This window comes from Corynebacterium sp. HMSC036E10, assembly GCF_001836265.1.
Classification (GTDB): Bacteria; Actinomycetota; Actinomycetes; order Mycobacteriales; family Mycobacteriaceae; genus Corynebacterium; species Corynebacterium coyleae.
In genome coordinates this window covers 65164-88660 of record NZ_KV827977.1, presented here as the reverse complement: position 1 = coordinate 88660, position 23497 = coordinate 65164, and the positions used below count along the sequence as shown (strand labels likewise).

General features: G+C 60.1%; 22 protein-coding genes. 15 read left to right on the top strand and 7 right to left on the bottom strand.

Annotated elements, in window-relative coordinates; all coding sequences use genetic code 11:
• The first annotated feature begins 221 nt into the window (after positions 1-221).
• The 4 genes from HMPREF2736_RS04310 to HMPREF2736_RS04295 are packed head-to-tail and all read left to right on the top strand — an operon-like array spanning position 222 to position 4389.
• Positions 222-1661 (top strand): ABC transporter ATP-binding protein, encoded by a 1440-nt coding sequence (locus tag HMPREF2736_RS04310; protein ID WP_349018360.1) that lies wholly within the window; start codon positions 222-224, stop codon positions 1659-1661.
• Positions 1662-3467, top strand: coding sequence for an ABC transporter ATP-binding protein (locus HMPREF2736_RS04305; protein WP_070828977.1), 1806 nt, complete (start codon positions 1662-1664; stop codon positions 3465-3467). It begins immediately after the preceding gene.
• Positions 3468-3488: 21 nt separating this feature from the next.
• The gene (locus HMPREF2736_RS04300) at positions 3489-4022 is read left to right on the top strand and encodes a YbhB/YbcL family Raf kinase inhibitor-like protein (RefSeq protein ID WP_070828976.1); all 534 of its coding nucleotides are present in this window, start codon (positions 3489-3491) and stop codon (positions 4020-4022) included.
• 10 nt (positions 4023-4032) lie between these two features.
• On the top strand, positions 4033-4389 hold the full coding sequence (locus tag HMPREF2736_RS04295) for a hypothetical protein (protein WP_070423161.1): 357 nt from the start codon (positions 4033-4035) through the stop codon (positions 4387-4389).
• Here the strand turns inward: HMPREF2736_RS04295 and HMPREF2736_RS04290 are convergent.
• Positions 4386-5465 (bottom strand): quinone-dependent dihydroorotate dehydrogenase, encoded by a 1080-nt coding sequence (locus HMPREF2736_RS04290; RefSeq protein ID WP_070820253.1) that lies wholly within the window; start codon positions 5463-5465, stop codon positions 4386-4388. The genes HMPREF2736_RS04295 and HMPREF2736_RS04290 overlap by 4 nt on opposite strands.
• 9 nt (positions 5466-5474) lie before the next feature.
• On the bottom strand, positions 5475-6512 hold the full coding sequence (locus HMPREF2736_RS04285) for a YncE family protein (RefSeq protein WP_244268727.1): 1038 nt from the start codon (positions 6510-6512) through the stop codon (positions 5475-5477).
• A gap of 72 nt (positions 6513-6584) precedes the next feature.
• Here HMPREF2736_RS04285 and HMPREF2736_RS04280 point away from each other — a divergent pair, with 72 nt between their 5' ends.
• From HMPREF2736_RS04280 to HMPREF2736_RS04250, 7 genes are all read left to right on the top strand, one after another.
• Positions 6585-7412 (top strand): undecaprenyl-diphosphate phosphatase, encoded by an 828-nt coding sequence (locus HMPREF2736_RS04280; protein WP_070423249.1) that lies wholly within the window; start codon positions 6585-6587, stop codon positions 7410-7412.
• Between the two features lie 10 nt (positions 7413-7422).
• Complete coding sequence (gene mshC / locus HMPREF2736_RS04275) at positions 7423-8637, top strand: cysteine--1-D-myo-inosityl 2-amino-2-deoxy-alpha-D-glucopyranoside ligase (RefSeq protein ID WP_070828975.1); 1215 nt, start codon at positions 7423-7425, stop codon at positions 8635-8637.
• A 24-nt stretch (positions 8638-8661) separates the two neighbouring features.
• Complete coding sequence (locus HMPREF2736_RS04270; RefSeq protein ID WP_070451478.1) at positions 8662-9057, top strand: hypothetical protein; 396 nt, start codon at positions 8662-8664, stop codon at positions 9055-9057.
• Positions 9050-9724, top strand: a complete 675-nt coding sequence (locus HMPREF2736_RS04265; protein WP_256381018.1) for an HAD family hydrolase — start codon at positions 9050-9052, stop codon at positions 9722-9724. Before HMPREF2736_RS04270 ends, HMPREF2736_RS04265 begins: the two co-directional genes overlap by 8 nt.
• A gap of 55 nt (positions 9725-9779) precedes the next feature.
• Complete coding sequence (gene aspA / locus HMPREF2736_RS04260; RefSeq protein ID WP_070423166.1) at positions 9780-11213, top strand: aspartate ammonia-lyase; 1434 nt, start codon at positions 9780-9782, stop codon at positions 11211-11213.
• Between the two features lie 146 nt (positions 11214-11359).
• Positions 11360-12670: an anaerobic C4-dicarboxylate transporter gene (locus tag HMPREF2736_RS04255; RefSeq protein WP_070828974.1), complete on the top strand. Its 1311-nt coding sequence runs from the start codon at positions 11360-11362 to the stop codon at positions 12668-12670.
• Between the two features lie 5 nt (positions 12671-12675).
• On the top strand, positions 12676-14343 hold the full coding sequence (locus HMPREF2736_RS04250; protein ID WP_070828973.1) for a formate--tetrahydrofolate ligase: 1668 nt from the start codon (positions 12676-12678) through the stop codon (positions 14341-14343).
• Here the strand turns inward: HMPREF2736_RS04250 and HMPREF2736_RS04245 are convergent.
• Complete coding sequence (locus tag HMPREF2736_RS04245; protein ID WP_070451605.1) at positions 14340-15179, bottom strand: RecB family exonuclease; 840 nt, start codon at positions 15177-15179, stop codon at positions 14340-14342. The genes HMPREF2736_RS04250 and HMPREF2736_RS04245 overlap by 4 nt on opposite strands.
• Before the next feature lie 26 nt (positions 15180-15205).
• Between HMPREF2736_RS04245 and HMPREF2736_RS04240 the strand changes: the two genes are divergently transcribed.
• The 3 genes from HMPREF2736_RS04240 to arc are packed head-to-tail and all read left to right on the top strand — an operon-like array spanning position 15206 to position 18828.
• A complete protein-coding gene (locus tag HMPREF2736_RS04240) occupies positions 15206-16417 on the top strand; it encodes a M18 family aminopeptidase (protein ID WP_070828972.1) in 1212 nt (403 codons plus the stop codon).
• A 15-nt stretch (positions 16418-16432) separates the two neighbouring features.
• Positions 16433-17266: a tRNA (adenine-N1)-methyltransferase gene (locus HMPREF2736_RS04235; protein WP_070828971.1), complete on the top strand. Its 834-nt coding sequence runs from the start codon at positions 16433-16435 to the stop codon at positions 17264-17266.
• A 38-nt stretch (positions 17267-17304) separates the two neighbouring features.
• Complete coding sequence (arc, locus tag HMPREF2736_RS04230; protein WP_070828970.1) at positions 17305-18828, top strand: proteasome ATPase; 1524 nt, start codon at positions 17305-17307, stop codon at positions 18826-18828.
• Positions 18829-18831: 3 nt separating this feature from the next.
• Here the strand turns inward: arc and HMPREF2736_RS04225 are convergent, their stop codons facing one another.
• Both HMPREF2736_RS04225 and HMPREF2736_RS04220 read right to left on the bottom strand, forming a co-directional pair.
• Positions 18832-19011 carry a type II toxin-antitoxin system Phd/YefM family antitoxin gene (locus HMPREF2736_RS04225; RefSeq protein WP_210384752.1) on the bottom strand — a complete coding sequence of 60 codons (180 nt, stop codon included), beginning with the start codon at positions 19009-19011 and terminating at the stop codon, positions 18832-18834.
• Positions 19012-19019: 8 nt separating this feature from the next.
• A complete protein-coding gene (locus HMPREF2736_RS04220) occupies positions 19020-20387 on the bottom strand; it encodes a MocR-like pyridoxine biosynthesis transcription factor PdxR (protein ID WP_246822050.1) in 1368 nt (455 codons plus the stop codon).
• 58 nt (positions 20388-20445) lie between these two features.
• On the opposite strand from HMPREF2736_RS04220, the gene pdxS reads away from it, so the two are divergent.
• Complete coding sequence (gene pdxS / locus HMPREF2736_RS04215; protein WP_083322976.1) at positions 20446-21321, top strand: pyridoxal 5'-phosphate synthase lyase subunit PdxS; 876 nt, start codon at positions 20446-20448, stop codon at positions 21319-21321.
• A gap of 162 nt (positions 21322-21483) precedes the next feature.
• Here pdxS and HMPREF2736_RS12190 read toward each other — a convergent pair whose 3' ends face one another.
• Together HMPREF2736_RS12190 and HMPREF2736_RS04205 are read right to left on the bottom strand one after the other, a co-directional pair.
• Positions 21484-21870: a hypothetical protein gene (locus HMPREF2736_RS12190; protein ID WP_070423175.1), complete on the bottom strand. Its 387-nt coding sequence runs from the start codon at positions 21868-21870 to the stop codon at positions 21484-21486.
• 311 nt (positions 21871-22181) lie between these two features.
• The gene (locus tag HMPREF2736_RS04205) at positions 22182-23486 is read right to left on the bottom strand and encodes a hypothetical protein (RefSeq protein ID WP_070484790.1); all 1305 of its coding nucleotides are present in this window, start codon (positions 23484-23486) and stop codon (positions 22182-22184) included.
• Positions 23487-23497: the final 11 nt, after the last annotated feature.

The following is a 23497-nucleotide window of genomic DNA, read 5'->3' as shown; positions in this document are numbered from 1 at the left end:
GTTCAGCCTCTCGGCTGGGCACCTGCACTACTATAGGGTCGGTTCTTGCAGGTACCAAATCGCCAGCATAACGCGCAGATTCTGCTAAATTTTGCGGGGTGATAGCTCCACCGCGCAGAATGCTGACGTACCGCTGGTTCGTCCCACAAGTTCCGCCTGCTCATGACCCCGCCCGGCTCCACCCGGCGCGATGGGAGGAAGGTAACCGGGTCGTTCGGGACATGGTTTCCGCGTATCCGGGTGTGCTCGCACTGCATATTCTGAGCTACCTTTTTGGCTCCGGTATCGCAGCGTTCGTGCCGGTGGTGGTCGGCATGATCGTGGACGGTCTCCTTGGCGAAGAAACGTTTAACGCGTGGTGGCTGTTTGCGGTACTGGTGGGCATTTTTGTTTTGTCGTTCATTGGTGAGGCAACCGGCGACGGCCTTGCGGCAGCGTCGGTTGGCCGGGTTACCCACAACGCCCGGTTACACTTATCCTCCGGAGTGCTGCGCGATGGTGCAGGCGCGATGAGCCCGGGTACGGTGCTCAACACGATCGATGCAGACGCAAGCACGGTCGGACGGTACCGCGAACTGCTGTCGTTTCCGCTTATGGCGATCGGTTATGCCGCGGGTGCAGTGGTGGCGATGTGGTCTGTGTCCCCGTGGGTGGCACTTGCCATTCCGGTTAGCGCGATGATCATTGGGCTTTTTGCGGCGTGGACCGCAGGACCAGTGACACGGATCTCGTTGAAGCGTCGCGCTGCGGAAGCGGATGTCGCGGGCTTGGCCACGGATGTCTCTCAAGGCATTCGTGCTGTGAAGGGCCTTGGCGCGGGTGCATCTGTTGCACAACGTTTTGCAGTTGAGACGGCCAACGCCAGGACATTGATCTTGAAGCACCTGAAGGTTGAAGTCGGGCTGGGCTTTGTTCGTCTTGTGGTGGCTTGGCTGTGCAATCTGGCGATCGTGGCACTTGCTGCCTGGTTGACGCTTCGCGGAGAGATCACGCCTGGGCAGATGACATCGGTTGCGCTGCTAGTGCCGCCTGCGCTGAATATGGCGGGATTTGCCTTCGGTGACCTAGCTAGTGGGTGGGGCAGGGCGGTTGCCAGTGGCAAGCGCATCGTGGAGTTGCACCATGCAGCCGAAAAGGTGTCTGAGCCGCAGCCAACCTCCAACGCGATCCCCGGTCCAGGGCTGTGGATCCTCGCTCCGGATGAGCGATCGTTTGCGGTCGTTGAGGCATGGGCGGAGCGTGAGGGGGTGCTGTTCCCACCGCACACCGTCAACGTATTTGAGGGCACGATCGCGGATAACGTGAATCCGCGCGGTGATTTGCCGGCAGTCGTCGTCAAGCAGGCGCTCGCTGCGGCGCATTGCCAGGACATTCTGCGTCGCCTCGGAGGTGTCCGAGAGAACGGTGAATTGCCTGATGCGCCGCTGGGGGAGGCGGGGCTGAATTTGTCGGGCGGGCAGCGGCAACGTGTGGCACTTGCACGCGCACTCGCAGCGGATCCGGACGTGCTCATTTTGGACGACCCAACAACAGGGCTGGACTCTGTCACCCAAGCTGACGTCGTTGCGGCGGTTAAGACGCTACGCGCGGACAAAACAACCATAGTGATCACTGGAAATGCCGCGTGGCGCTCTGCAGGTAACGCATTGGAGGTGCAGTAAATGAAGCGTGAATACGAGCGCGTCGATGCCGTTGCCCCCGCTGGGGTGAAGGAGACCTTCGCGTACCTTGCGGAACTGCCGAACGCACTGGATCGTCGGTGGTGGGTAATGCTGTTGAGTATCCAGGCTGTGATCGTTGCTGTGAACACGACACAGTCGAACCTGTTTGGGCGCAGCGTTGACCCGTTGATCGGTGGCTCGATACCCGGGCTCGGCTCTGGCAGCAGTGCTTTTATTTGGGCCATCGCATTGGCAATGTTTTGCATGCTGATCGAGCTGTCCCTCCGTGGTCTGGGCAACTATGTGGTGGGCCAGAAGGTCGCCCGTGCGTCGATCGATCTGCGCCGTCGTTGCCTCGACGCTATCTTGCGCGCGCCTGTGCCGCGGGTGATGGAGTTGGGCACCGGCAACGTGATTACGCGCATGACGAAGGACATCGATGATGTGGTGCAAACGATCACCGCGATCGGATCCAGGGTCCTCACCACAGCCTTCGTGTTTCCGATTACCTTTCTCGGGCTTTTGCTTATCGACGTCCGCTTTGCCCTCATCCTCGTCATAGTCGGTATCTGCACGTACCCGTTCGCGCGTGCCGTTGTGCGTGCAATCCCTGCTGCGTCGAACGCAGTGAGTGTGGCGGAGGCTCGTAGAAACGCAGTGCTGCTTGATACGGTGCGTGGCCTGCCGACGCTTCGCGCGTTCGGACTAGAACGTTGGGCGCTTGGGCGCATGCGTCGCACCTCCTGGGGTGCGGTGGAGGCGACGATGGATCGTGTGCCCTGGTTCATTCGTCTCATGGGCATCGGACAGTTCGCCTTCGCAGCATGGGTGCTGCTCACTCTTGGTGTGGGTGCCTGGTTGGTGTCTACAGGCGCTGTGACACCTGGGGAGGCCAGCGCTGCTGTGTTCATGGTGATCCGTGCTGAGGTCGTCGTGTTTAATGCGCTGTTTTTCATCGGAGAGCTCCAAAGCGCCGCCACGTCTGTTGGGCGCGCGGTGAGTTTGGCCAAACTGGCGGACGGCCGAGCGGCCACCGTGGTACCTGATGACCTCGATGCCCCTGAAGACGTTGAGATCAACCACGTGTCCTTTGCCTACCCCGGCGGAGCTAACGTTCTTGAGGACCTCTCGGTGACGCTCGCAGCGGGCACGACGACGGCGCTCGTCGGCACTTCTGGCGCGGGCAAATCCACGCTGGCAGCGCTTATCGCAGGCTTGGTGGAGCCGACTTCGGGGAGCATCCGAGTTGGTGGGGTAGATACCTCCCAAGTCAGCGACGTCTGGACTGCGAAGAACGTCACCCTGCTCACCCAGGACGTGCATATCTTCGCGGGCACGCTGCGCGAAGACCTGTCTATGGCTGCTCCGGAAAGTGACGACACTGTTTTGCTCAAGGCGCTCGCCAGTGTCGGGTTGGATCCGAACAGCACGCAGTTTGCCCGACTCTTCCCCAATGGGCTCGACACCGCTGTGGGAGCAGGCGCAGATGACCTCCCACCCGAGGTGAAGCAACAGGTCGCGCTCGCGCGTGTGGCGTTGGCAGGTCCGAAGATCCTCATCCTGGACGAAGCGACAGCAGAGGCGGGCAGTGATGCCACAAACACGCTCGAAGATGCTGCTGCAAGGATTACTGAAGGCACGACGGCGTTGGTTGTCGCGCATCGCCTCGATCAAGCTGCAACCGCTGATCGCATCCTGGTAATGGAAGCAGGACGCATTATCGAAGACGGCACCCATGCCGAGCTTCTTACTGCCGGTGGGAGATACGCACAACTCTTTGAGGCGTGGAGTGGCGAGGGTCACTGATTTTCGGGTAGGAATGGGTCTATGACTGCTTCCTATGTTTCAGACCGTTTCCCCGGCCCCGACCCATATGAGCCCCTGGCGGACGTGCCTTCGTTCACGGTGACCTCGGATGACATTGTTGACGGCGAGCGTCTCAACGACACACTTGCCGGCGATAACGCCACCAGCCCGCAGCTTGCGTGGGAAGGTGCGCCTGAGGGGACGAAGACCTACGCAGTGACGTGCTTCGACCCGGACGCACCAACCGCGTCAGGTTTTTGGCACTGGTCCGCGTTCAACATCCCGGCAGATATCACCGAGCTGCCTGCTGGCGCAGGCGCCAAGGAGGACCTGGGCGTCGGCGCGGTTGTGCTCACCGGTGATTCCGGAGTTAAAGGGTTCTACGGCGCAAACCCGCCGGCAGGCCACGGGCCGCACCGCTACCTGTTCGTAGTCCACGCGGTGGACACGGAATTGCCGGCAGATCAGATCGCGAACCCAACGCAGCTCGGGTTCCACCTGAACTTCCACTCGTTGGGCCGGGCAATCATCTGGGGTTGGTACGAGAACCAGTAGTATTCGGCGAATGGTACCTGTGCAGCTTCGCGTCGGCGGTGCCTTTTTAGGTCTTGCCGCCGCACTCGTCCTCTATGCAGTCGTCGGATTTACCCGTGGTGATGAGGGGTTTGTGATCACCCCTCAGGTGCTCACGGTGCTTGTGGCTGTCGCTCTCGTCGGTGCGTTTGCGACCACGAACAAAGAGCAGCAAGGCTCGCGCACGCAGGTTATCGCCCTTTTCATCGCGATCGTCTTGATCGGCCTTGGGGTAATTCTGCCGAACACCGCATTATTCACGACGACGCCGGTGTGGCTTGTCGCTTGGGCTATCGCCGCGGGCTTCTGCGCCGTGATTCTACGGCGCAGCGTGCAACCGAAGGCCTAGAGCGCTTTCCACTCAAGCCCACTGCCCACGGCCTGCTCAATAGAGTTCAGACCGTGGGCCTTAATCTGTGCAGCAATGCCCCGGTGGATATCCCGGATCCAACCCGGGCCGCCGTAGATGAATGGCGTGTAGCCCTGCAACAGATTGGCACCTGAAGTGATGCGTTCCCACGCCTGTTGGGGTGTGGAGATACCGCCAACACTGATGATCGCCAATTGGCCGCCGATGCGGTCGTAGAGGCGCTTGAGCACCTCGAGTGAGCGTGCCGCAACAGGTGCACCAGAGATGCCACCCGCACCCATGGCTGCAACCTCGTCTGCATTGGTGTGCAGCCCGTCGCGGGAGATCGTGGTGTTGGTCGCCACGATGCCGTCGAGTCCAAGTTCGGCAGCGAGGTCTGCAACAGCGTCGATGTCCTCGTCCGAAAGATCTGGCGCGATCTTGACCAGCACCGGGGTGGTGGTCGACTCTTTCACCACGGAAAGGATGGGGCGAAGCTCCTCCACCGCCTGCAGGTCGCGAAGACCCGGCGTGTTCGGGGAGGACACGTTGACCACGAGATAGTCGGCCAGCGGGCCAAGGGCGGTAGCGGTTGCGCGGTAGTCGGCGACAGCGTCTTCGGCGGTCTTGTTCTTGCCGATGTTAATCCCGACGATGTCGTCGGACTTCCTGCTGCGCAGGTTATCTGCGACAACGAGTGCACCCTTGTTGTTGAACCCCATACGGTTCAAAATTGCCTTGTCCGCGGGAAGGCGGAACAGGCGTGGGGCGGGATTACCCGGCTGCGGCTTCGGAGTCACCGTGCCCATCTCTGCGTAGCCGAAGCCAACGGCGCCCCAGGCGTCGATAGCTTCAGCGTTTTTATCAAACCCAGCCGCAAGTCCGAGCGGGGCAGGGAAGTCAACGCCGAACACTGTCTGGCGCAGCACGGGGTCGTGGACGCGTACAACCTTCTCGAGTGCGCGGTTGATGGGACTCGCGGCATCCAGCACACGCAGGCCACCGCTGATGATGCCGTGGATGCGCTCCGGCGGGATGCGGAACATCAGTTGCAGGGCGCGGTCGTAAAGACTCATGTTGGTCTCCTAGTTAATCTGCTCGTCGGGTGCGACGATTTGGATGCCATCGCCGGTGGCGGATGCGAGGACGACGGTGCCGTCGTCAAGCGAAATGATGCTCTGAGCGTTCGCGACAGTGGCGAAACTCTTCTTTTCGATCGGCACACCCTGGGAGATGTCGTATCCGGTTGCGGTGTTTTCAGCCAAGGAACTTACCCATGCAAGGCGTTGCGACGAATCCCACGCGACGTCCCACGGGCCTTCCGGCACAGGTGCGCTCTGCTGGAGACGAATGATGTCGTCGGTGGTGTAGACGTGGATCTGGTTGCCAGTCGAATCGGCGGCGAGCACAAGCCCGTGCTCGCCTGCGGCAACCTTGCCCACGCCAAGGCCAACGCGCAGCGTGCCACCCTGGCGGGAGCCCTGCCAGTCGATATCCTGGATGGTGGTGTCGAAGCTGCTGATGCGAACTACCGCGTCATCTTGGCCGTCAAGGGCGACCGCCTGCAGCTGGTCGGTCTCGCGGGCAACATCGATCGTGTCCGACAGTTCCCCGTCCTTAAACACCCACACTTTGCGCTCCGTATCGCTTGCAGCGAGCACTTCACCGCTGGAAACAACAGTCGCCGAAGTCACCGGAAGGTCGGTGCTAATAGTTTGCGCGGCTTGGCCGAAGACGTTGACAGCCCCATCACACGCCACTGCGAACGACCCATCGCTGGCAGATACATCCCCGCACGACGCGTCGAGTGGATGCTCTTCAGCCTTGCCGTTGGCAATGTCGTCGATCGACCCAATCAGTAGAGCGTTTTCTGTGCGCACCCCGACAACACCGTTTGTCGTGTCGAGGTCGCGCACAGCCTCAAACTGCACTACACGCCCAGCCGGGTTCTCGCTCGCAGGGGACTGGGCAGGTTCGGCGCTGCCCATGTTGGCTGCGGCGTCGCCACCCGCCTCCTCGATTTTTGCGTTCGGGGTGGCGCTGCATGCTGCCAGCGCGAGCGGTAACACCGCGCTAAGGCAGAGTGCGGCAGTAAAACGGGAAGCAGTACGTCGAACAATCACGCACGTAAGCCTAGCAATCAGCCTGCTGCGTTCAGTGATCAAGCGCGGTGCGGAGTAGGGTGTGCAGCCATGATGTCGTGGCTACAGGTGATCGTCCTCTCCATCGTGCAGGGCTTGACGGAGTTTCTCCCGGTGTCCTCGTCGGGTCACCTCCGTATCGTCTCAGAGTTGTTTTGGGGGGAGGACGCTGGCGCAAGTTTTACCGCTGTGATCCAGCTCGGTACCGAGCTTGCCGTACTTGTGTACTTTGCCAAGGACATTTGGCGGATTCTCACCGCGTGGTTCGCTGGACTGTTCGACAAGGCCAAGCGAGGGTTTGATTACCGCATGGGCTGGATGGTCATCGCCGGCACGATCCCAGTCGGGTTGGCAGGTGTGTTGCTGAAGGACCTGATTCGCGAAAACTTCCGCAACTTGTGGATCACCGCGACCGTGCTCATTTTGTTCTCTCTGGTGTTCATTCTTGCGGAACGCCGCGGCAAGAAGTCTCGTGGGTTTGAGGAGCTGACTATGAAGGACGCCGTTCTCATGGGCCTGTGGCAGTGCCTAGCGCTGATTCCTGGTGTGTCGCGCTCCGGCGGAACGATCTCGGGTGGTTTGTTCCTCAACCTCGACCGCGAGGTTGCTACCCGGTTTAGCTTCCTTCTGGCTATCCCCGCGGTACTCGCGTCTGGTCTGTTCTCCTTGCCCGATGCGTTTGACCCGCAAGCGGGACAGGCTGCCTCCGGAATGCAGCTGCTTGTCGGCTCCGGAATTGGCTTTATCGTCGGTTACATCTCCATCGCGTGGTTGCTGAAGTTCGTTTCTAACCACTCGTTTGCCTGGTTCGCTGCCTACCGCATCCCACTCGGTGTCATTGTGATGATTCTGCTTGGTACTGGTGTCATGCAGCCTGTGTAGGGTTGGGCGCATGCAAGCTTGGCCGAACCCAATTGTTCCTAACGTTGCCGGCACTTCGGTGCCACTGAAGCTCTACGACACCGCTGATCAGCAGGTGAAACCTGTGGATACCACGCCGGATGCGAAGGGCGAAGTGGGGTTGTATGTCTGCGGTATCACTCCATACGACTCGACCCACCTGGGACACGCTGCCACCTATCTCACATTCGACCTTGTGCAGCGTCAGCTGATCGCTAACGGTCACAAGGTGCACTATGTACAGAACATCACCGATGTTGATGACCCTCTGTTCGAGCGCGCCGAGCGTGACGGTGTGGATTGGCGCGAACTCGGCTCAAGCCAGATCGATCTGTTCCGCAGTGACATGGAGATTCTCTCCGTCATCCCGCCGCGCGATTACATCGGCGCGATGGAGTCTGTCGATGAGGTCATCGAGATGGTGCAGAAGCTTCTCGACGAAGGCGTGGCCTACACACTCGACCAGGGCGATGTGTATGCCTCGATCGATGCAACCGAGCAGTTTGGCTACGAGTCGAACCTCGACCGAGCAACGATGGAGGAGTACTTCGCTGAACGCGGTGGCGACCCGGAGCGTGAAGGCAAGCGCGACAAGCTTGACGCGCTGATCTGGCGTGGTCACCGTGAGGGCGAGCCAGCCTGGGACTCGCCGTTCGGCCTAGGTCGTCCGGGATGGCACGTAGAGTGCTCCGCGATTGCGACGAACCGCTTAGGAGCAAGTTTCGCGATCCAAGGTGGTGGTTCGGACCTGGCGTTTCCACACCACGAGTTCTCGGCCGCGCACGCAGAGGCCGCGCTGCACGTGGACCGGATGGCCGGCCACTATGTGCACGCGGGCATGATCGCACTTGATGGTGTGAAGATGTCGAAGTCACTAGGTAACCTCGTCTTTGTTCACAAGCTCACCGAGCAAGGCCACGAGGCTTCCGCGATCCGGCTGGCGGTGTTTTCCCAGCACTACCGGGAAGACCGTGATTTCTCCGACGCGATTCTTCACACCGCTGAGGAGCGACTCGACCGGTGGCGTGAGGCCCTGGCGAACGAGGTGTCTGAAGACGAGGCGCTCGGTGTCGTCGATAAGTTGCGCGCTGCGCTGGCAGACGACCTTGACACGCCCACAGCTCTTCGTGTGGTCGATGGAGCACGAGGCGACTGCGACGGTGTGATTGCGACAGCACTTGAGGGGCTACTCGGTGTGCATCTCTAGGCCTCATCCAGCACAATGGTGGTCATGAGCGCAGCAGCACACACGATTCGTGCCCAGTTCCAGCCTGAAGTCGACGAGTTTATCGATGACCTGACGATGTTCGCCTCAGGCTCCTACCTTTCTGAGGAAGACAAGGAGTTGTGGGACGAGCCATTCGACCCGTCCGTGTTGCCCGAGTTGCGGAAAATGCTTGAGCAGTACCTCGACGAGGTCGACGCACTCGGTTCCCAGCCAGAGGACCAGCAACTGGTGGGGCTAGTTGGACCGTTCTACGAGCGCTTGGAGGCATTCAATGTCCGTCATGCGGACGCGGTGCTTGAGCCAGAAGAAAAGGCAGATATTGAGACGCTCGTGATTCGGGTGTGCACCGCGGCGGGCGCGACCGATGAGGCGCTAGAAGCGCTGCCGGAATTTGAGTAGGCAGCGTCCGGCGGCCGTCTTCTGGGATATGGACGGCACGCTGATAGACACAGAGCCGCTCTGGGGACAGGCGACCTACGAGTTAGGGGAGTTGCTTGGTCGGCCACTGACCCCAGAGGTTCGCGAGCGCACCATTGGCGGGAGTTTCCCGAACACGCTTCGCATTGTGGCGCAGTGGGCGGGGCACACACTGACTGACGGCGACGAACAGCGATATAAAGATTGGATGTTCGGTCGAATGGCTGAACTGTTTTCTGCAGGTATCGAATGCAACCCAGGGATTCTTGAAGTGCTGCAGTCGCTGAAGGAAGACCACAGGCCTATGTTCGTGACGACGAATACAGAACGCGTCCTGGCAGATCCGTGCATTGATGCGATTGGGCGTGCGTTCTTCACCGGCACCATTACTGGCGACGAAGTGATCCACCCGAAACCTGCCCCCGACATGTACCTCGAAGCAGCCCGGCGCGTCGGCGCCGCTCCGCAAGACTGTCTCGTGGTCGAGGACTCGTTCAGTGGCATGTCAGCTGCGGCTGCAGCGGGATGTGCAGTGTTGGGGCTCGCGAATCATGTACCTGCCGGTGTGTATCGGTTTGATCCCCACCTGTTTGTGGGGGCCAGTGCCGACGACGTTTACCGCTGGTTTGCTGCAGCCTGCGGGGCGTAGGTGTCACGCGCACAATCGTCGAGAGGCTTCGCTTTGCTACGTATAGTGGTGTGCCATGAGCACTCGTATTGAAGAAGACCTGCTTGGCAAGGCTGAAGTCCCCGCTGATGTGTACTACGGAGTGCATACGCAGCGAGCAGTAGACAACTTCAAGTTGTCGGCCAGCACCCTGAACGATTTGCCGGAGTTCATCCGTGGCATGGCCCAAGTGAAGAAGGCTACCGCTATTGCGAACCGTCGCCTGCATGTGTTGCCGCGCGAGAAAGCCGAAGCAATTGCGTGGGCCTGCGACCAGATTCTGGAAGAGGGACGCTGCATGGATCAGTTCCCGATCGACCTGTTCCAGGGTGGCGCGGGTACCTCGGCAAACATGAACACGAACGAGGTGGTGGCTAACCTCGCACTGGAATACGTTGGTGCTGAGAAGGGCTCCTACGACATCATCAATCCGAACGATGATGTGAATATGTCCCAGTCCACCAACGATGCGTACCCGACTGGTCTGCGTCTCGGTGTGTACTACGCGGTGCAGGGCTTGCTTGAGGAGCTCGACGAGCTGCAGAAGGCACTGCGCGCGAAAGGCGACGAGTTTTCCGACATCATCAAAATGGGTCGTACTCAGTTGCAGGACGCGGTTCCGATGACGCTGGGTCAGGAATTCACTGCGTTTGGCGCAAACCTCAATGAAGAGCAGCGCACCATCAGCAACGCTGCGACGTCCCTGCTGGAAGTCAACCTTGGCGCAACCGCAATCGGTACGGGAATTAACACTCCGAACGGCTACAAAGATCAGGTTGTCACGGCACTTCGCGAGGTCACCGGCCTGGACATCCAGGCCTCTCCGGATCTGATCGAAGCCACTTCGGATACCGGCGACTACGTCATGATGCACGGCGCTATCAAGCGTGCGGCAATGAAGCTCTCCAAAATGTGTAACGACCTGCGTCTGCTGTCGTCCGGTCCTCGCGCTGGTCTGAACGAGATCAACCTTCCGGAGCGCCAGGCTGGTTCCTCGATCATGCCGGCCAAGGTCAACCCGGTTATCCCGGAGGTTGTTAACCAGGTGTGCTTCAAGGTCTTCGGCAACGACGTGACGGTCTCCATGGCTGCTGAGGCAGGTCAGCTCCAGCTCAACGTCATGGAGCCGGTCATTGCTCAGTCCTTGTTTGAGTCGATCCGTCTGCTGGCCAATGCGGCACGTACGCTGCGCGAGAAGTGCGTTGTGGGCATCACTGCGAACAAGGACGTGTGCGAGGCTTACGTGACTAACTCGATCGGCATCGTCACCTATCTCAACCCGGTGATTGGTCACCATAACGGTGACATCATTGGCCGTGAGGCTGCTTCCACCGGTAAGAGTGTCTATGACCTGGTGCTGGAGAAGGGCCTTATTGAGGAAGAGGATTTGAAGCGGTTGCTGAGCAAGGAAAACCTCATGCACCCGGAATTCCGCGGCAAGCTCTACGTTGATGAGGACGACGCTAATTAGGTTTTAAAACCGCATTTCCTTCCGTGTCAGCGGTGAACCGGGGCAGGGTGGTAGCCAATCTCACACCTGCCCCGTTTCCTTTTGGTGTGATCAATACGGGATAATGGCGGAAGTTCTTACTAACCCGTAATGAAGGAGCGCACACCATGTTGGTTGCCCTGCACACCCTCATTCTTTTCGGGGCAATCGTGTTGGGTGCACGCATTGGCTCGATCGCGATCGGTTTCGCCGGGGGATTGGGGGTGCTGCTTCTCGGCGCAACCGGTATGCCGGTCACCGCAGATGCAATTCCGTTTGATGTCATCGGCATCATCATGTGCGTTATCGCAGCCATCTCTGCAATGCAGCTCGCCGGTGGCATGCAATACCTTGTGGATCTTGCGGAGCGACTCTTACGCAGAAACCCGAAGCGCATTACGGTTTACGCCCCGATGGTGACGTGGTTGATGACAGTCTTCGCTGGAACTGGACATACGGCATTTTCCACGATGCCGGTCATCACAGAGGTGGCGAAGGAAGGAAACGTTCGTCCTTCGCGTCCGCTGTCAGCGGCCGTGATCGCTTCGCAGATGGCGATCGTCGCTTCACCAATCTCTGCAGCAGTTGTGTTCATGGCGTCAGCGCTGGAACCACTTGGGGTGGGGTATCTCCAGATTCTTGCGGTGATGCTTCCCGCGACGTTCCTGGCAATTTTCCCGACGGCGTGGGTTGCCAATCATATGGGCAGTGAGCTTGACGACGACCCCGTGTACCGCAAACGCAAGGCCGCTGGGCTCGTCGCAACGCATCAAGGTCACGATGATTACGTTCCCGCACCAGGTGCGAAGCGTTCGGTCGCTATCTTTCTGGCTGCGATCGTCATTGTGATGGTCTATGCAACGCTGATTTCGGATCAGATTGGCCTGATTGCGGAGCCAACAGTGCCACGTAACGAGGCAATCATGGCCATCATGCTCAGTGCCGCTGTCGTCATCATTATGAGCACCCGCGCTGCTGCCGCGGAGATTCTGAACACCCAAGTCTTTCGATCCGGCATGTCCGCATGTGTCTGCGTTCTCGGCGTGGCGTGGCTGGGTACGACGTATATCAACTACTACATCGACGACATCCAAAACATCGCCGGTAACGTGCTGACCTCAAAACCTTGGCTGCTCGCGGTCGTGCTCTTTATCGCCGCATCACTGTTGTATTCACAAGCCGCAACAGCGAAAGCGCTCATCCCCGCCGCGCTGGCAATCGGGGTGAGTCCACTCACGGCACTTGCCGCTTTCCCGGCGGTCTCCGCACTATTCGTCCTGCCCACGTACCCAACGCTGCTTGCGGCGGTGGAGATGGACGACACCGGTTCGACCCGCATTGGCAAGTACGTGTTTGACCATCCATTCCTCGTCCCCGGAGTGGTCTGCATTTTAGTCAGCGTAATCCTGGGATACCTCATCGGTGCAGCGGTAGTGTGAGATGCATGACTGCACAACCGTTGACTGACGTCGAAATCGCTCAAGCACACGAACTCGAACCCATCACCGACATTGCCGCTCGCGCCGGCGTGGATGAGGATGCGCTCATCCCGTACGGCAAGTACATGGCCAAGGTGGACATCAACAAGACCCCGAAGGACAAGCCGGGCAAGCTCGTTCTGGTGACCGGTGTGTCCCCAACCCCGGCTGGTGAGGGCAAGTCCACCATGTTGATCGGCTTGACCGACGCATTGGCAAACCTTGGACACAAGGCGATGGTGGCGCTTCGCGAGCCTTCGCTCGGCCCGGTCATGGGCGTCAAGGGTGGTGCAGCAGGTGGCGGCTACTCCCAGGTCGTTCCGATGGAGCAGATCAACCTGCACTTCACCGGCGACTTCCACGCCATCACCAGCGCCAACAACACCCTGGCTGCGCTGATCGACAACCACATCCATCAGGGCAATGAGCTCAACATCGACCCGCGTCGCGTGACCTGGCAGCGTTGCGTGGACGTGAACGACCGCGTGCTGCGCAACGTCATCACTGGCCTCGGAGGCCCGACCTCGGGCGTTCCGGCAGAGACCGGCTTCACCATCACGGCTGCGTCCGAGATTATGGCGATCCTTGGCCTGGCCACGGACCTGGAGGATCTGAAGCGTCGCCTCGCGGCGATCACCATCGGTCTGACGTACGACGGCAAGCCGGTCACTGCCGGTGAGATCGGGGCACAGGGCGCGATGGCCGCTCTGCTCAAGGACGCCGTGAACCCGAACCTGGTGCAGACGCTCGGCGGCACCCCCGCCTTTATCCACGGTGGTCCGTTTGCCAACATCGCACACGGCTGCAACACGCTCATCGCAACCCGCACGGCACTCGACTACGCCGATATTGTGCTCACGGAGGCCGGCTTCGGTTCTGACCTGGGTGCGGAGAAATTCTTCGATATCAAGGCTCGCTACGGCGATTTGGATGTCGCAGGTGCGGTGATCGTCGCTACGATCCGCTCGATCAAGCACCACGCCGGCATTGCCAAGGAAGACCTCAAGGCCGAAAACGTCGATGCGCTTGCAGAGGGCATCGTGAACCTGGAGCGCCACGTAGAAAACGTGCGCAAGTTCGGCGTCACCCCGGTGGTTGCGCTCAACCGCTTTGTCACCGATACCGACGCCGAGCTCGATTTCGTGCGTAACTGGGCAGAGTCCAAGGGCATTGCGCTTGCCGACGCCAACGTGTGGGCCGAGGGCGGCGCCGGCGCCACCAAGCTCGCTGAAACCCTGCTGGCGAACCTCACTGAGGGCGAATCACACCCGCTGTACGACCCGGCTGAGGGCGTGGAGAAGTCTATCGAAACCATCGCCAAGGAGATCTACCGCGCAGGCGAGGTGCAGTACTCCGCTGCAGCTCTGAAGGACCTAAAGACGTTGAAGGACAACGGCTTTGACAACCTGCCGGTCTGCGTGTCCAAGACGCAGTACTCCTTCTCCGACGACCCGACGGAGCTCGGTGCGCCAGAGGGCCACACCCTGCACGTACGCAACCTCATCCCGCGCACTGGCGCAGGCTTCGTCCTCGCGCTGACCGGTGATGTGATGACTATGCCGGGCTTGCCGAAGAAGCCGGCAGCCAACAACATCGACGTTGACGAGAACGGCGTGGTCAGCGGACTGTTCTAGTCCGTTTCCGGTCCCGGCTCCTCCTCTGCGCGGGAGCCAGGCCAACCGGGATACTCGGGTGGTGTGCCGCCAAAGACTGGACACAGTGATTGGAAGGCGCACCACCCGCAAAGCTTTGACTGCTGTGGACGGAACGAGCCGGCTTTGCCGTCGGCTTCGATCTTCCACCACAACTCCGCCAGGTCGCGCTCGAAGTACTCCAGCTCCTCGCGCGAAGGCGTGAGGATCATCGAGTCCATCACCTTCAGGTACATCAGTTTCAGCTGGGTCGGCACAACGCCGAAGAGCCGCCAGTACACCAGCGCATAAAACCGCATCTGGAACTGTGCGTCCTGGGAGTAGCGGGGCAGTGGCTTCTTGCCGGTCTTGTAGTCGACAACACGCACCTCGCCGGTCTGCGCGATGTCCACCCGGTCGATGAACCCGCGCACGGGAACCCCGTTAGGCAACGTGAAGTCAACTGGCATTTCTTGCGCGTGCGCGTCGAACCCGAGCGGGTTTTCCATGGTGAAGTAGCCACGCAGGAGCGTGCGGGCATCCACGAGCAGCTGGTAGTCGTCTTCGACGGGTTCGGCGCAGGTGGGGTCGTCGATACGCATTTGCTCCCACGTCGGCTTGAGCCGCTTCACGGCGGCGGGGTAGGTGCGCTCCTCGCGGGGCCAGGAAAACATCTCTTCCAGCACGGCGTGTACGAGCGTGCCTTTCACCTGCGCTTCCGTGGATGGTTCCGGCAGGCGGTCGATCGCGCGGAACCTGTATTGCAGCGGGCAGCGCTTGTAATCGGACGCGCGGGAGGGGGACAGGGCGAGTGGTCGTGGCGTATTGCTAGGAGTCATGGTGCCCAACATCTTAGAGTGGGGGTATGACACAGCCGTTCATCGATTTCATCAGCCAGAGTCCATCCGCTTATCACGCGGCGGAAAACGTCGCCACAAGCCTCGAGGCAGCAGGGTTTACTCGCCGGGCAGTGCTTGACGACGACGCCACACGCCCCGGCGGCCACCTCATCATCAGCGATGGCGCCGTGATTGCGTGGTGGGTCCCGGACAACCCCAACCCGCGGTTCCGTGTTGTCGGCTCGCACACGGACTCACCTGGCTTGATGGCCAAGCCGGACCCGGATGTGGTGCGCGAAGGCTTCCGCCAGGTTGCCGTCGAGGTCTACGGCGGGCCGATTCTGGCGAGCTGGTTTGATCGTGACCTCACCTTTGCGGGGCGAGTAGTGACCACCGACCGCAAGGAACACCTGGTGAACACGGGTGCGGTTGCGCGCGTTCCCAACTTGGCTATCCACCTCTACCGGGGTGACATGCCAGAGATCGACCGCCAGGTGCATACTCAGCCGATTCTGGGTGTGGACCGACCGTTGCTCGAGTTGGCGGCGGAGTCGGCGGGCATTGCTGCAGACGAGATCGTCGCGCACGAACTCATCACCGCAGACGCACAGCGCGGCGAGGTCATCGGTGATCTTCTGGCCGCTGGTCGCCTGGATAACCTGACCAGTGTGTGGGCGTCGCTCGAAGCGATGCTCGCAGCCAAGGACGACGCCCAGGACATCCTGGTGCTTGCGGCGTTTAACCATGAGGAGGTGGGCTCTGCATCCACCGCCGGAGCCGGCGGCCCAATGCTGGAGCGCGTCCTGACCAAGGTTGCGGCGGCATTCGGCGATCCGTCTGAAATCATCGCGAACTCCATCCAGGTTTCCGCCGACGCGGCACACGCGGTGCACCCGAACTATCCGGGCAAGCACGATCCGACGCACCACCCGCTGATCAACAAGGGCCCCGTGCTGAAGATCAACGCCAACCAGCGCTACGCGTCCAATGCCGCCACGGAGGCCGAGTGGATCCTGGCGTGCCGCGCAGCCGGGGTTCCGCACCAGACCTTCGTGGGCAATAACGCGGTGCCGTGCGGGTCAACGATTGGCCCGATTTCCTCGACACGTCTGGGCCTTCCCACCGTTGATGTGGGTGTGCCACTGTTGTCCATGCACTCCGCACGCGAGCTGTGCGGAGTGGACGACATGGACTACTTCGTTCGCGCACTGTCGGCTTTTTACACCGGCGCGCAGTAAGGCATACTTACCGGCATGTATTCGGGACCGTTCCAGCCAGGCGACAAGGTGCAGCTCACTGACGCGAAGCGCCGCCACTTCACCATCGAGCTCAAGGAGGGTGGCCAGTTCCACTCCCACAAGGGCATCGTCAGTCACGACGACATCATCGGTGCCGACGAGGGCACGGTGGTCAAGTCCACGCTGGGCTCGGACTACCTCTGCTTCCGCCACCTCCTGGTGGATCACGTCCTGTCCATGCCGCGCGGCGCTGCGGTGATCTACCCGAAGGATGCGGCCCAGATCCTCGTCGAGGGCGACATCTTCATGGGCGCACGCGTGTTGGAGGCGGGTGCCGGCTCCGGCGCGTTGACCATGTCGCTGCTGCGCGCGGTCGGACCCGAGGGGCACGTGTACTCCTACGAGATTCGCGACGACCACCTGGCGTTTGCCCGCGACAATGTCGCTGAATACTTCGGCGGCGAACCGGACTGGTGGACGCCTCGCCTCGGCGACTTCGGCGAGGTCACCCCGGAAGACCTCGACGGCCAGGTCGACCGCGTCATCTTGGACATGGTCGAGCCCTGGCACTTCATCGACACCGTGAAGAACGTGCTCATCCCTGGTGGCGTGTTCATGACGTACGTGGCCACCGTGCCACAGCTGATGAACATCATGGAGGCCATCCGCGAGGCGAAGTGCTTCACCGAGCCACGCGCCTGGGAAACCCTGCTGCGCGAGTGGAAGGTCGACGGCCTGGCCACCCGCCCTGAACACCGTATGAACGCGCACACCGCGTTCCTTGTATGGACCCGCAGGCTTGCTGATGGTGTGACGCCGCCGCGCCCGCAGCGTAAGGCTCGTCGATAAGCACTTGCGCCTTAGCGACGATAGGTAGGCTCGGATCCATGGTTGGACACATTGAAGACGATGCTTTCGGGCCCGAACTGCGCAACCTCAAACGCGAGAATCAAGATCTGGGGGCGCGCAACAAGCGGCTTGCGGAGCTCTTGAAGTCCAGCCGCGACAAGCTCAACGACCTTTACGTCAAGGTCGAGGAACTCGGCGAGCCGGCGTCCACCTACGGCATCTACCTCGCCCCTGGCACTCGCGATGGGGAAGCGGAGGTGCACACGTCCGGTCGGCGGATGCGTCTGAAGATCTCACCGCTGGTCGAGCCGCAAGCTCTCGTGCCGGGCACGCTTGTGCGCCTCGGCGAGGGAACCGTTGTGGTGGAGGCCTGCGGGTTTACCCCAACGGGCCAGATTGCCACGATGGTGGAACGCATCGGCACAGATCGTGCCGTGGTGGCCGACCAGCAGGGCGCGGAGTCGCTGGTCATGCTCGCCGAGCCGCTACTCAAAACCACGCGCGCAGGCGATACGGTGCTGGTGAATTCGTCCGCCGGTTACGCGTTTGAACGCATCGAGAAAACCGAGGTCAACCAACTCTCGCTCGAAGAGATCCCGGATGTGACCTACGAAGACATCGGCGGGCTGTCGTCCCAGATTGAGACGATCCAAGACTCCGTCGAGCTGCCGTTTTCACACCCCGAGCTCTACGCCGCATACGACCTCACCCCGCCGAAGGGCCTGCTGCTCTACGGCCCTCCGGGTTGCGGTAAGACGCTCATTGCAAAGGCGGTGGCGAACTCGTTGTCGCAGCGCATTGGAGACGGGGGGCAGGCGCACTTCATCAACGTCAAAGGCCCCGAGCTGCTGAACAAGTTCGTCGGGGAGACCGAACGCCGCATCCGCCTGATCTTCGAGCGCGCCCGCGAGCTCGCCTCCGAGGGCAACCCGGTCATCGTCTTTTTCGACGAGATGGAATCCATCTTCCGCACCCGCGGATCGGGTGTCTCCTCTGACATGGAGACCACCGTGGTACCGCAGCTGCTTACTGAGATCGACGGCGTGGAGGACATCGCCAACGTCATCGTCATCGGCGCGACCAACCGTGAGGAACTCATCGACCCGGCAATCTTGCGCCCGGGCCGCCTCGACATCAAGGTCCGCGTGTCGCGGCCCAACAAGGAGGAGTCGAAGGACATCCTCGCCCGCTACCTCACCGACGCGATCCCCCTTGCTGCTCCTCGCGAAGAACTTATCGACGCAGCTGCTGCCGCCATGTTCGCCCCGCGCCCCTTCGTGCGCCTCGAACTTGTCGACGGCACCGCCGAGGTACTGCACTACTCCGACTTCGTCTCTGGCGCCTTGATTGCCAATGTGGTGGACCGCGCGAAGAAGCTCGCGATCAAGGACCACCTCTCAGGTGTGTCCACCGCGGGAATCACCGCCGATCACCTGCGCGAAGCAGTACGCAACGAGCAGGACGAAAGCGAAGACATGCCGAACACTGCGAACCCAGACGAGTGGGCGCGTATTACTGGCCGCCACGGCAAACGCGTCGTCGCCGCAGAGGTCATCGGGTAGTAGTTATTCATTTTCCTCGATGAGTGCATTCTGCACCGATAACCCTTTTTCTAATCGGTCGATTCGCTCTTTGAGTACGCGGGCATTCGCGGGTGATTGAAGTAGAAAAGAGGTCTCGTTCATTGACTCGTATTCCGTGCTCGAGACAAAGTCGGCCCCCTTGCGAGACTCTGAGTAAGTCATGACTTTCATCATATGCGTCCGACAGTTTGGACGACGATCTCAACGGCATGGTCGAAGTCAGACGCGCTCAAGTGAGCAAAGCTCAGCAACAGCCCGTCGCCACCATTTGTCCACAATGCAGATTCATGGCCGGACTCGACGCCTGCCTCGAGCAGGCGTTGTTCAAACGCATCCCGTTCCTTTCGCGTGTCAAAATGCACTGCAAGGTCTGCGCCGTCGCCGGGTGCAAGTTCTGCACCGTTGACCAACGGAACCAGCCGCTCGTTGAGTACTTCGCGCCGCTTCGCCAGACCACGGTGCACAGCGCGAGATGAGCGGCGAGCGACGCCGTCGTTAAGCAAGTACGCGATGGCACGCTGTGTGACCGAAGAAACTGGCATGCCGAGGACGCTGCGAACCTCGCGCAGCACTTCTGCAGTTGCTGGCGAGGCGACGACGTAGCCGGCCGCGAGTTCCCGCGAAAGCAGCGTGGAAAACGTGCCAAGGGTGAGCACGTCCGCGCGTGTGGCCAGCGAGGACAGCGCAGGCTGCGGGGAGATGCGGTAGCGCAATTCGGTGTTGAAGTCGTCTTCGATTATCACGGTTTCGGTGCGAGCCGCCCATTCCAGGAGCTCCACACGGCGGGTGGCGGGCATGGCGCCACCGAACGGGTAGAGGTGGGAGGGGGTTACCAGCAGAGCGTCCAGAGTGTCGGGGAGTTCGCTGACCACAATGCCCTCGTGATCGGTTGCGCATTCCACGACCTCGTGGCCGCTGAGCGGGATCACTCGCCTCAGGCCTGGGTGTCCGGGGTCCTCCACGCCGACGCGCAGTGCGGCACCTAGCGCGTAGAGGATGCACATCAGCCCTTCGCGTGAGCCGCCGGTGACCACGATCTGATCCGGAGAAACGTGCATGCTGCGTGCAAGACGGAGGTGTTCAGCCACCGCGTGGCGTAGCTCTGGTTCCCCGGACTTATCCATGGAGTTATCGGGTTCTGCGGCGGCCTCGCGCCACGCTTTGCGCCAAGTGACGGGGCGGATGGTGCCGGCGTTGCCGGGAGAAGGCTTCAGGGAGATCTGGGCCTTCGGTGTCATGCGGGGCGGCGCGTCGGTGGTGCGTTCAGGCATCCGTGCGGCGACGGTGAGGTCTGGGTGGATCCGCGTGGGCGCTCCCTGGCTGGTCAGCAGGTAGCCCTCACCCTCGAGCTGGTCGTATGCAGTGACCACACTGCCTCGCGATACCCCAAGTTGCTCGGCGAGAACACGGGTGGACGGGATTGCGTCGTTAGGCGAAAGCGCGCCGGTGGCAACAGCGTCGCGGATCCCTGCCGCGATTTGAGCAGGAATGGGCGTGGGATAGTCGCGTGAGACGTCGAGAAGCATCAACTGGTCCAAAGAATCTAAATATAACTGGCTCTTGGAATCTACCAGTTGGAGGTGCAGACTAAGCGGTATGTCTGATGTAGAACAGTTGAACCAGAAGTTCCTCGGCGGCGTGATTATGGACGTCGTCACCCCAGAACAGGCGAAGATCGCCGAAGACGCCGGCGCGGTCGCTGTGATGGCCCTCGAGCGCGTCCCCGCGGATATCCGCGCCCAGGGCGGCGTGGCCCGCATGTCGGATCCGGATCTGATCGAAGGCATCATCAACACCGTCGATATCCCGGTCATGGCCAAGGCCCGCATCGGCCACACGGTGGAGGCGAAGATCCTCGAGCACCTGGGCGTGGACTATATCGACGAGTCCGAGGTGCTCAGCCCGGCGGACTACGTCAACCACATTGACAAGCGTGGCTTTTCCGTGCCGTTCGTCTGTGGCGCGACCAACCTCGGCGAGGCACTGCGCCGCATCAACGAAGGTGCATCCATGATCCGCTCCAAGGGTGAAGCTGGCACGGGTGACGTGTCCGAGGCCACCAAGCACATCCGCAAGATCACCAGCGAGATCGCTGGCCTCCAGGCTATTTGGGAGAACAACCGCGACGAGCTCTACGTGGCCGCCAAGGAGCTGCAGGCTCCGTACGACCTTGTAACGTGGGTTGCCGAGAATGGCAAGCTGCCAGTGCCATTGCTTGTCGCTGGTGGCGTGTCCACCCCGGCTGATGCGGCCTTCATGATGGAACTCGGCGCGGACGGTGTGTTTGTCGGCTCCGGCATCTTCAAGTCCGGCAACCCTGAGGCCCGCGCAAAGGCTGTGGTGAAGGCGACGCAGAACTGGAACGACATCGCGGTAGTCACCGAGGTGTCCCGTGGCCTGGGCGAGGCGATGGTGGGCATCAACGTCTCCGACCTCCCGGCACCGCACCGCCTGGCTGAGCGCGGCTGGTGACGCATTTATTCGTGCATCGACTAACCGGTTGAGAATGGCCATAGTTGTACGACCCTAAGTTCTCTGCGACTCGAACCTGTCAAACACATCGCCCCCAGGTCATGCGTGATACTTGGGGGCGAAGACTATTTCCTCATAACCACTCGAATTGGGCGGTCGAATCTATGTGTCTCTTCGAATTGCGAAAGCACTAGCACCGGCAGTGCGGAACTGCACCAGAAAACTCGCAATCAGTACTAGCCCTGTAGTGCATAGGTGCTCCGGAGAGAACCACGGTCCAGCATCTAGAAGTACCGCAAAAGGCCATGGGGTGAAGTTGGTAAAGAAAACCAAAGGCGTATTACAAAGCGCCCACAGGATAATGGTGGCGAGTGTCCCCAGTGATTTTCCCCACTGCGTGATCAGTATTGCACCTGCCGCAAATATCAACACACTGTTGTTGATAATCAGTTCGCTCTCTGGACTGACGGCGGGATCGGTCCCCGGCTCAAGATGATAAGCAACATTGCTCTGGATCGAGGCGAAATAGGCGACAATCACGACGACCATCGCACCAAAGGTTTGTCTAAATACTGATAACCACTGAGCCCGTCGTCTCCGCAGATCAATGTGAGGCATCGAAGGTGTTACAAGCACAACCGTGGTCAAAGCGAAAAGAAGCGAAACTAGCTCAACAGCTGTAATGCCAAAGGTCTCAGTGGGACTACCTCCGACCTCAAACGTTATCCCACGAACTAAACGAATCATTACTCCGCAAAATGCCCCCAAAAGGCAAATGATGTGCCACGGGGTGGACAAGAGAATACTACGGATCGGCATCGGGCTACCTCTGAGTAACTAAACGATGGTCAATGGTTGACCTAGGACTCCTCCGTCAACATTTCCCATGTAGCTTGACAAGACACAATTGCTCTCCAGTTCTTCGCTATGTTTTTGTCAACCACGCTGTGGTCAAGGGAAGATAGCACGTCCTCCGGTGCTGGATCCGTCTCACCGCTCTCGGAAATGCTTTTGTAGAAAGCACCATTTTTCTCAACGCTCTTGGAATAAACACCAGTGCGCTTAGTGATATAGACCCCAACTCGGTCGATCACAAAGGCTCCTTCGGACGTCGGATCTGTACATGACCCGATTCCTAGCTCATCGAGAAGAAGCCCACTGATGTCTAGGCGCCGATCCTCGCCGGCGGTCGTAAAGTTTTGGTAACCGTGGTCCCCGGACTTGATCCGGTAAGCCGAATTGCTGGCGAGTTTCCTCGGTCTTACGCCGTCCGGTAAATATTCTTCGAGGGCGGAGATATCACGAGTCATTTGCTCAAGCCCGGGCTCATCGGCCGAATCCACACATATCTCTGACCCGCCCGACGAGAATGCGCAAGAGTCTCGATCGACGATCGCGACGGGACCTGCAGCTGCCTGCAACAGACCTGCAACACCGACAATCGCCGTAATAGCAATTACTCCGCTAAGACTAATGTTTTTCGAAGCACCAGCAGCCAACAAAAGAAGTCCACCAGCTACCAGTGCGAGGCAAACGCTTACACCCAAGGCAACTACCAGGTTTCGAGGCTCAGTGAGATCAGTCGGATCAACCGCCTGCAAAACAATTGGAGCGACTGCCCAAGTTTTGGCACTGTTAGCACCGAACGCGACAACAAAGTAGGTGACAATAACTGCAATCAATGGCGAGACAGCGGGATGAAACTTGCGAAAGGCAAGCGCAACGAAAGCGGACAGCGCAGCAACCGTGGAGAGAAAAACAGTGCTGACAGCGACTACCAGCAGAATCCAGACGGATCCATCTGCACTTTTAGCGATAGCATCGGTAAAAGCAGGAATAGCCCCAAGTGATATTGACGCGGCTGTAATTAATGCTGGGGCGAGGGTCAAGAATAGAACCTGCAGTTTTAGCGGGTATCGGCCAAGTGAGTTGGCAGTTCCCACGCGAGGAGAAGCTAACGCTGCCACGTTGTAGGAGACGATGACTGCTAGTCCAAAGCAGGATAAAGCAGTTGCATCTCGAAATGCCTCAGCGATATCCGCAGTTCGCGGATACGCAAATTGCATTTGTTTAGAGGTCACCCAAAAGGAAACCCCAACACCGAATACCACCTGAAGGACACCGAGCACCATGAGCACTGGTGAGCCAAATTTTCTAGTGATCATAAGCTGAAGTC

Excerpts from the sequence above, each read along its gene's own strand:
- HMPREF2736_RS04290 (WP_070820253.1), bottom strand. The coding sequence starts at position 5,465 with ATGAGTCTTTACGACCGCGCCCTGCAACTGATGTTCCGCATCCCGCCG.
- HMPREF2736_RS04240 (WP_070828972.1), top strand. The coding sequence starts at position 15,206 with ATGACACAGCCGTTCATCGATTTCATCAGCCAGAGTCCATCCGCTTAT.
- HMPREF2736_RS04295 (WP_070423161.1), top strand. The coding sequence starts at position 4,033 with ATGGTACCTGTGCAGCTTCGCGTCGGCGGTGCCTTTTTAGGTCTTGCC.
- arc (WP_070828970.1), top strand. The coding sequence starts at position 17,305 with ATGGTTGGACACATTGAAGACGATGCTTTCGGGCCCGAACTGCGCAAC.
- HMPREF2736_RS04270 (WP_070451478.1), top strand. The coding sequence starts at position 8,662 with ATGAGCGCAGCAGCACACACGATTCGTGCCCAGTTCCAGCCTGAAGTC.
- HMPREF2736_RS04205 (WP_070484790.1), bottom strand. The coding sequence starts at position 23,486 with ATGATCACTAGAAAATTTGGCTCACCAGTGCTCATGGTGCTCGGTGTC.
- HMPREF2736_RS04235 (WP_070828971.1), top strand. The coding sequence starts at position 16,433 with ATGTATTCGGGACCGTTCCAGCCAGGCGACAAGGTGCAGCTCACTGAC.
- mshC (WP_070828975.1), top strand. The coding sequence starts at position 7,423 with ATGCAAGCTTGGCCGAACCCAATTGTTCCTAACGTTGCCGGCACTTCG.
- HMPREF2736_RS04280 (WP_070423249.1), top strand. The coding sequence starts at position 6,585 with ATGTCGTGGCTACAGGTGATCGTCCTCTCCATCGTGCAGGGCTTGACG.
- HMPREF2736_RS04255 (WP_070828974.1), top strand. The coding sequence starts at position 11,360 with ATGTTGGTTGCCCTGCACACCCTCATTCTTTTCGGGGCAATCGTGTTG.
- HMPREF2736_RS04310 (WP_349018360.1), top strand. The coding sequence starts at position 222 with ATGGTTTCCGCGTATCCGGGTGTGCTCGCACTGCATATTCTGAGCTAC.
- HMPREF2736_RS12190 (WP_070423175.1), bottom strand. The coding sequence starts at position 21,870 with ATGGTCGTCGTGATTGTCGCCTATTTCGCCTCGATCCAGAGCAATGTT.
- HMPREF2736_RS04300 (WP_070828976.1), top strand. The coding sequence starts at position 3,489 with ATGACTGCTTCCTATGTTTCAGACCGTTTCCCCGGCCCCGACCCATAT.
- HMPREF2736_RS04245 (WP_070451605.1), bottom strand. The coding sequence starts at position 15,179 with ATGACTCCTAGCAATACGCCACGACCACTCGCCCTGTCCCCCTCCCGC.
- pdxS (WP_083322976.1), top strand. The coding sequence starts at position 20,446 with ATGTCTGATGTAGAACAGTTGAACCAGAAGTTCCTCGGCGGCGTGATT.
- HMPREF2736_RS04225 (WP_210384752.1), bottom strand. The coding sequence starts at position 19,011 with ATGACTTACTCAGAGTCTCGCAAGGGGGCCGACTTTGTCTCGAGCACG.
- HMPREF2736_RS04305 (WP_070828977.1), top strand. The coding sequence starts at position 1,662 with ATGAAGCGTGAATACGAGCGCGTCGATGCCGTTGCCCCCGCTGGGGTG.
- HMPREF2736_RS04250 (WP_070828973.1), top strand. The coding sequence starts at position 12,676 with ATGACTGCACAACCGTTGACTGACGTCGAAATCGCTCAAGCACACGAA.
- aspA (WP_070423166.1), top strand. The coding sequence starts at position 9,780 with ATGAGCACTCGTATTGAAGAAGACCTGCTTGGCAAGGCTGAAGTCCCC.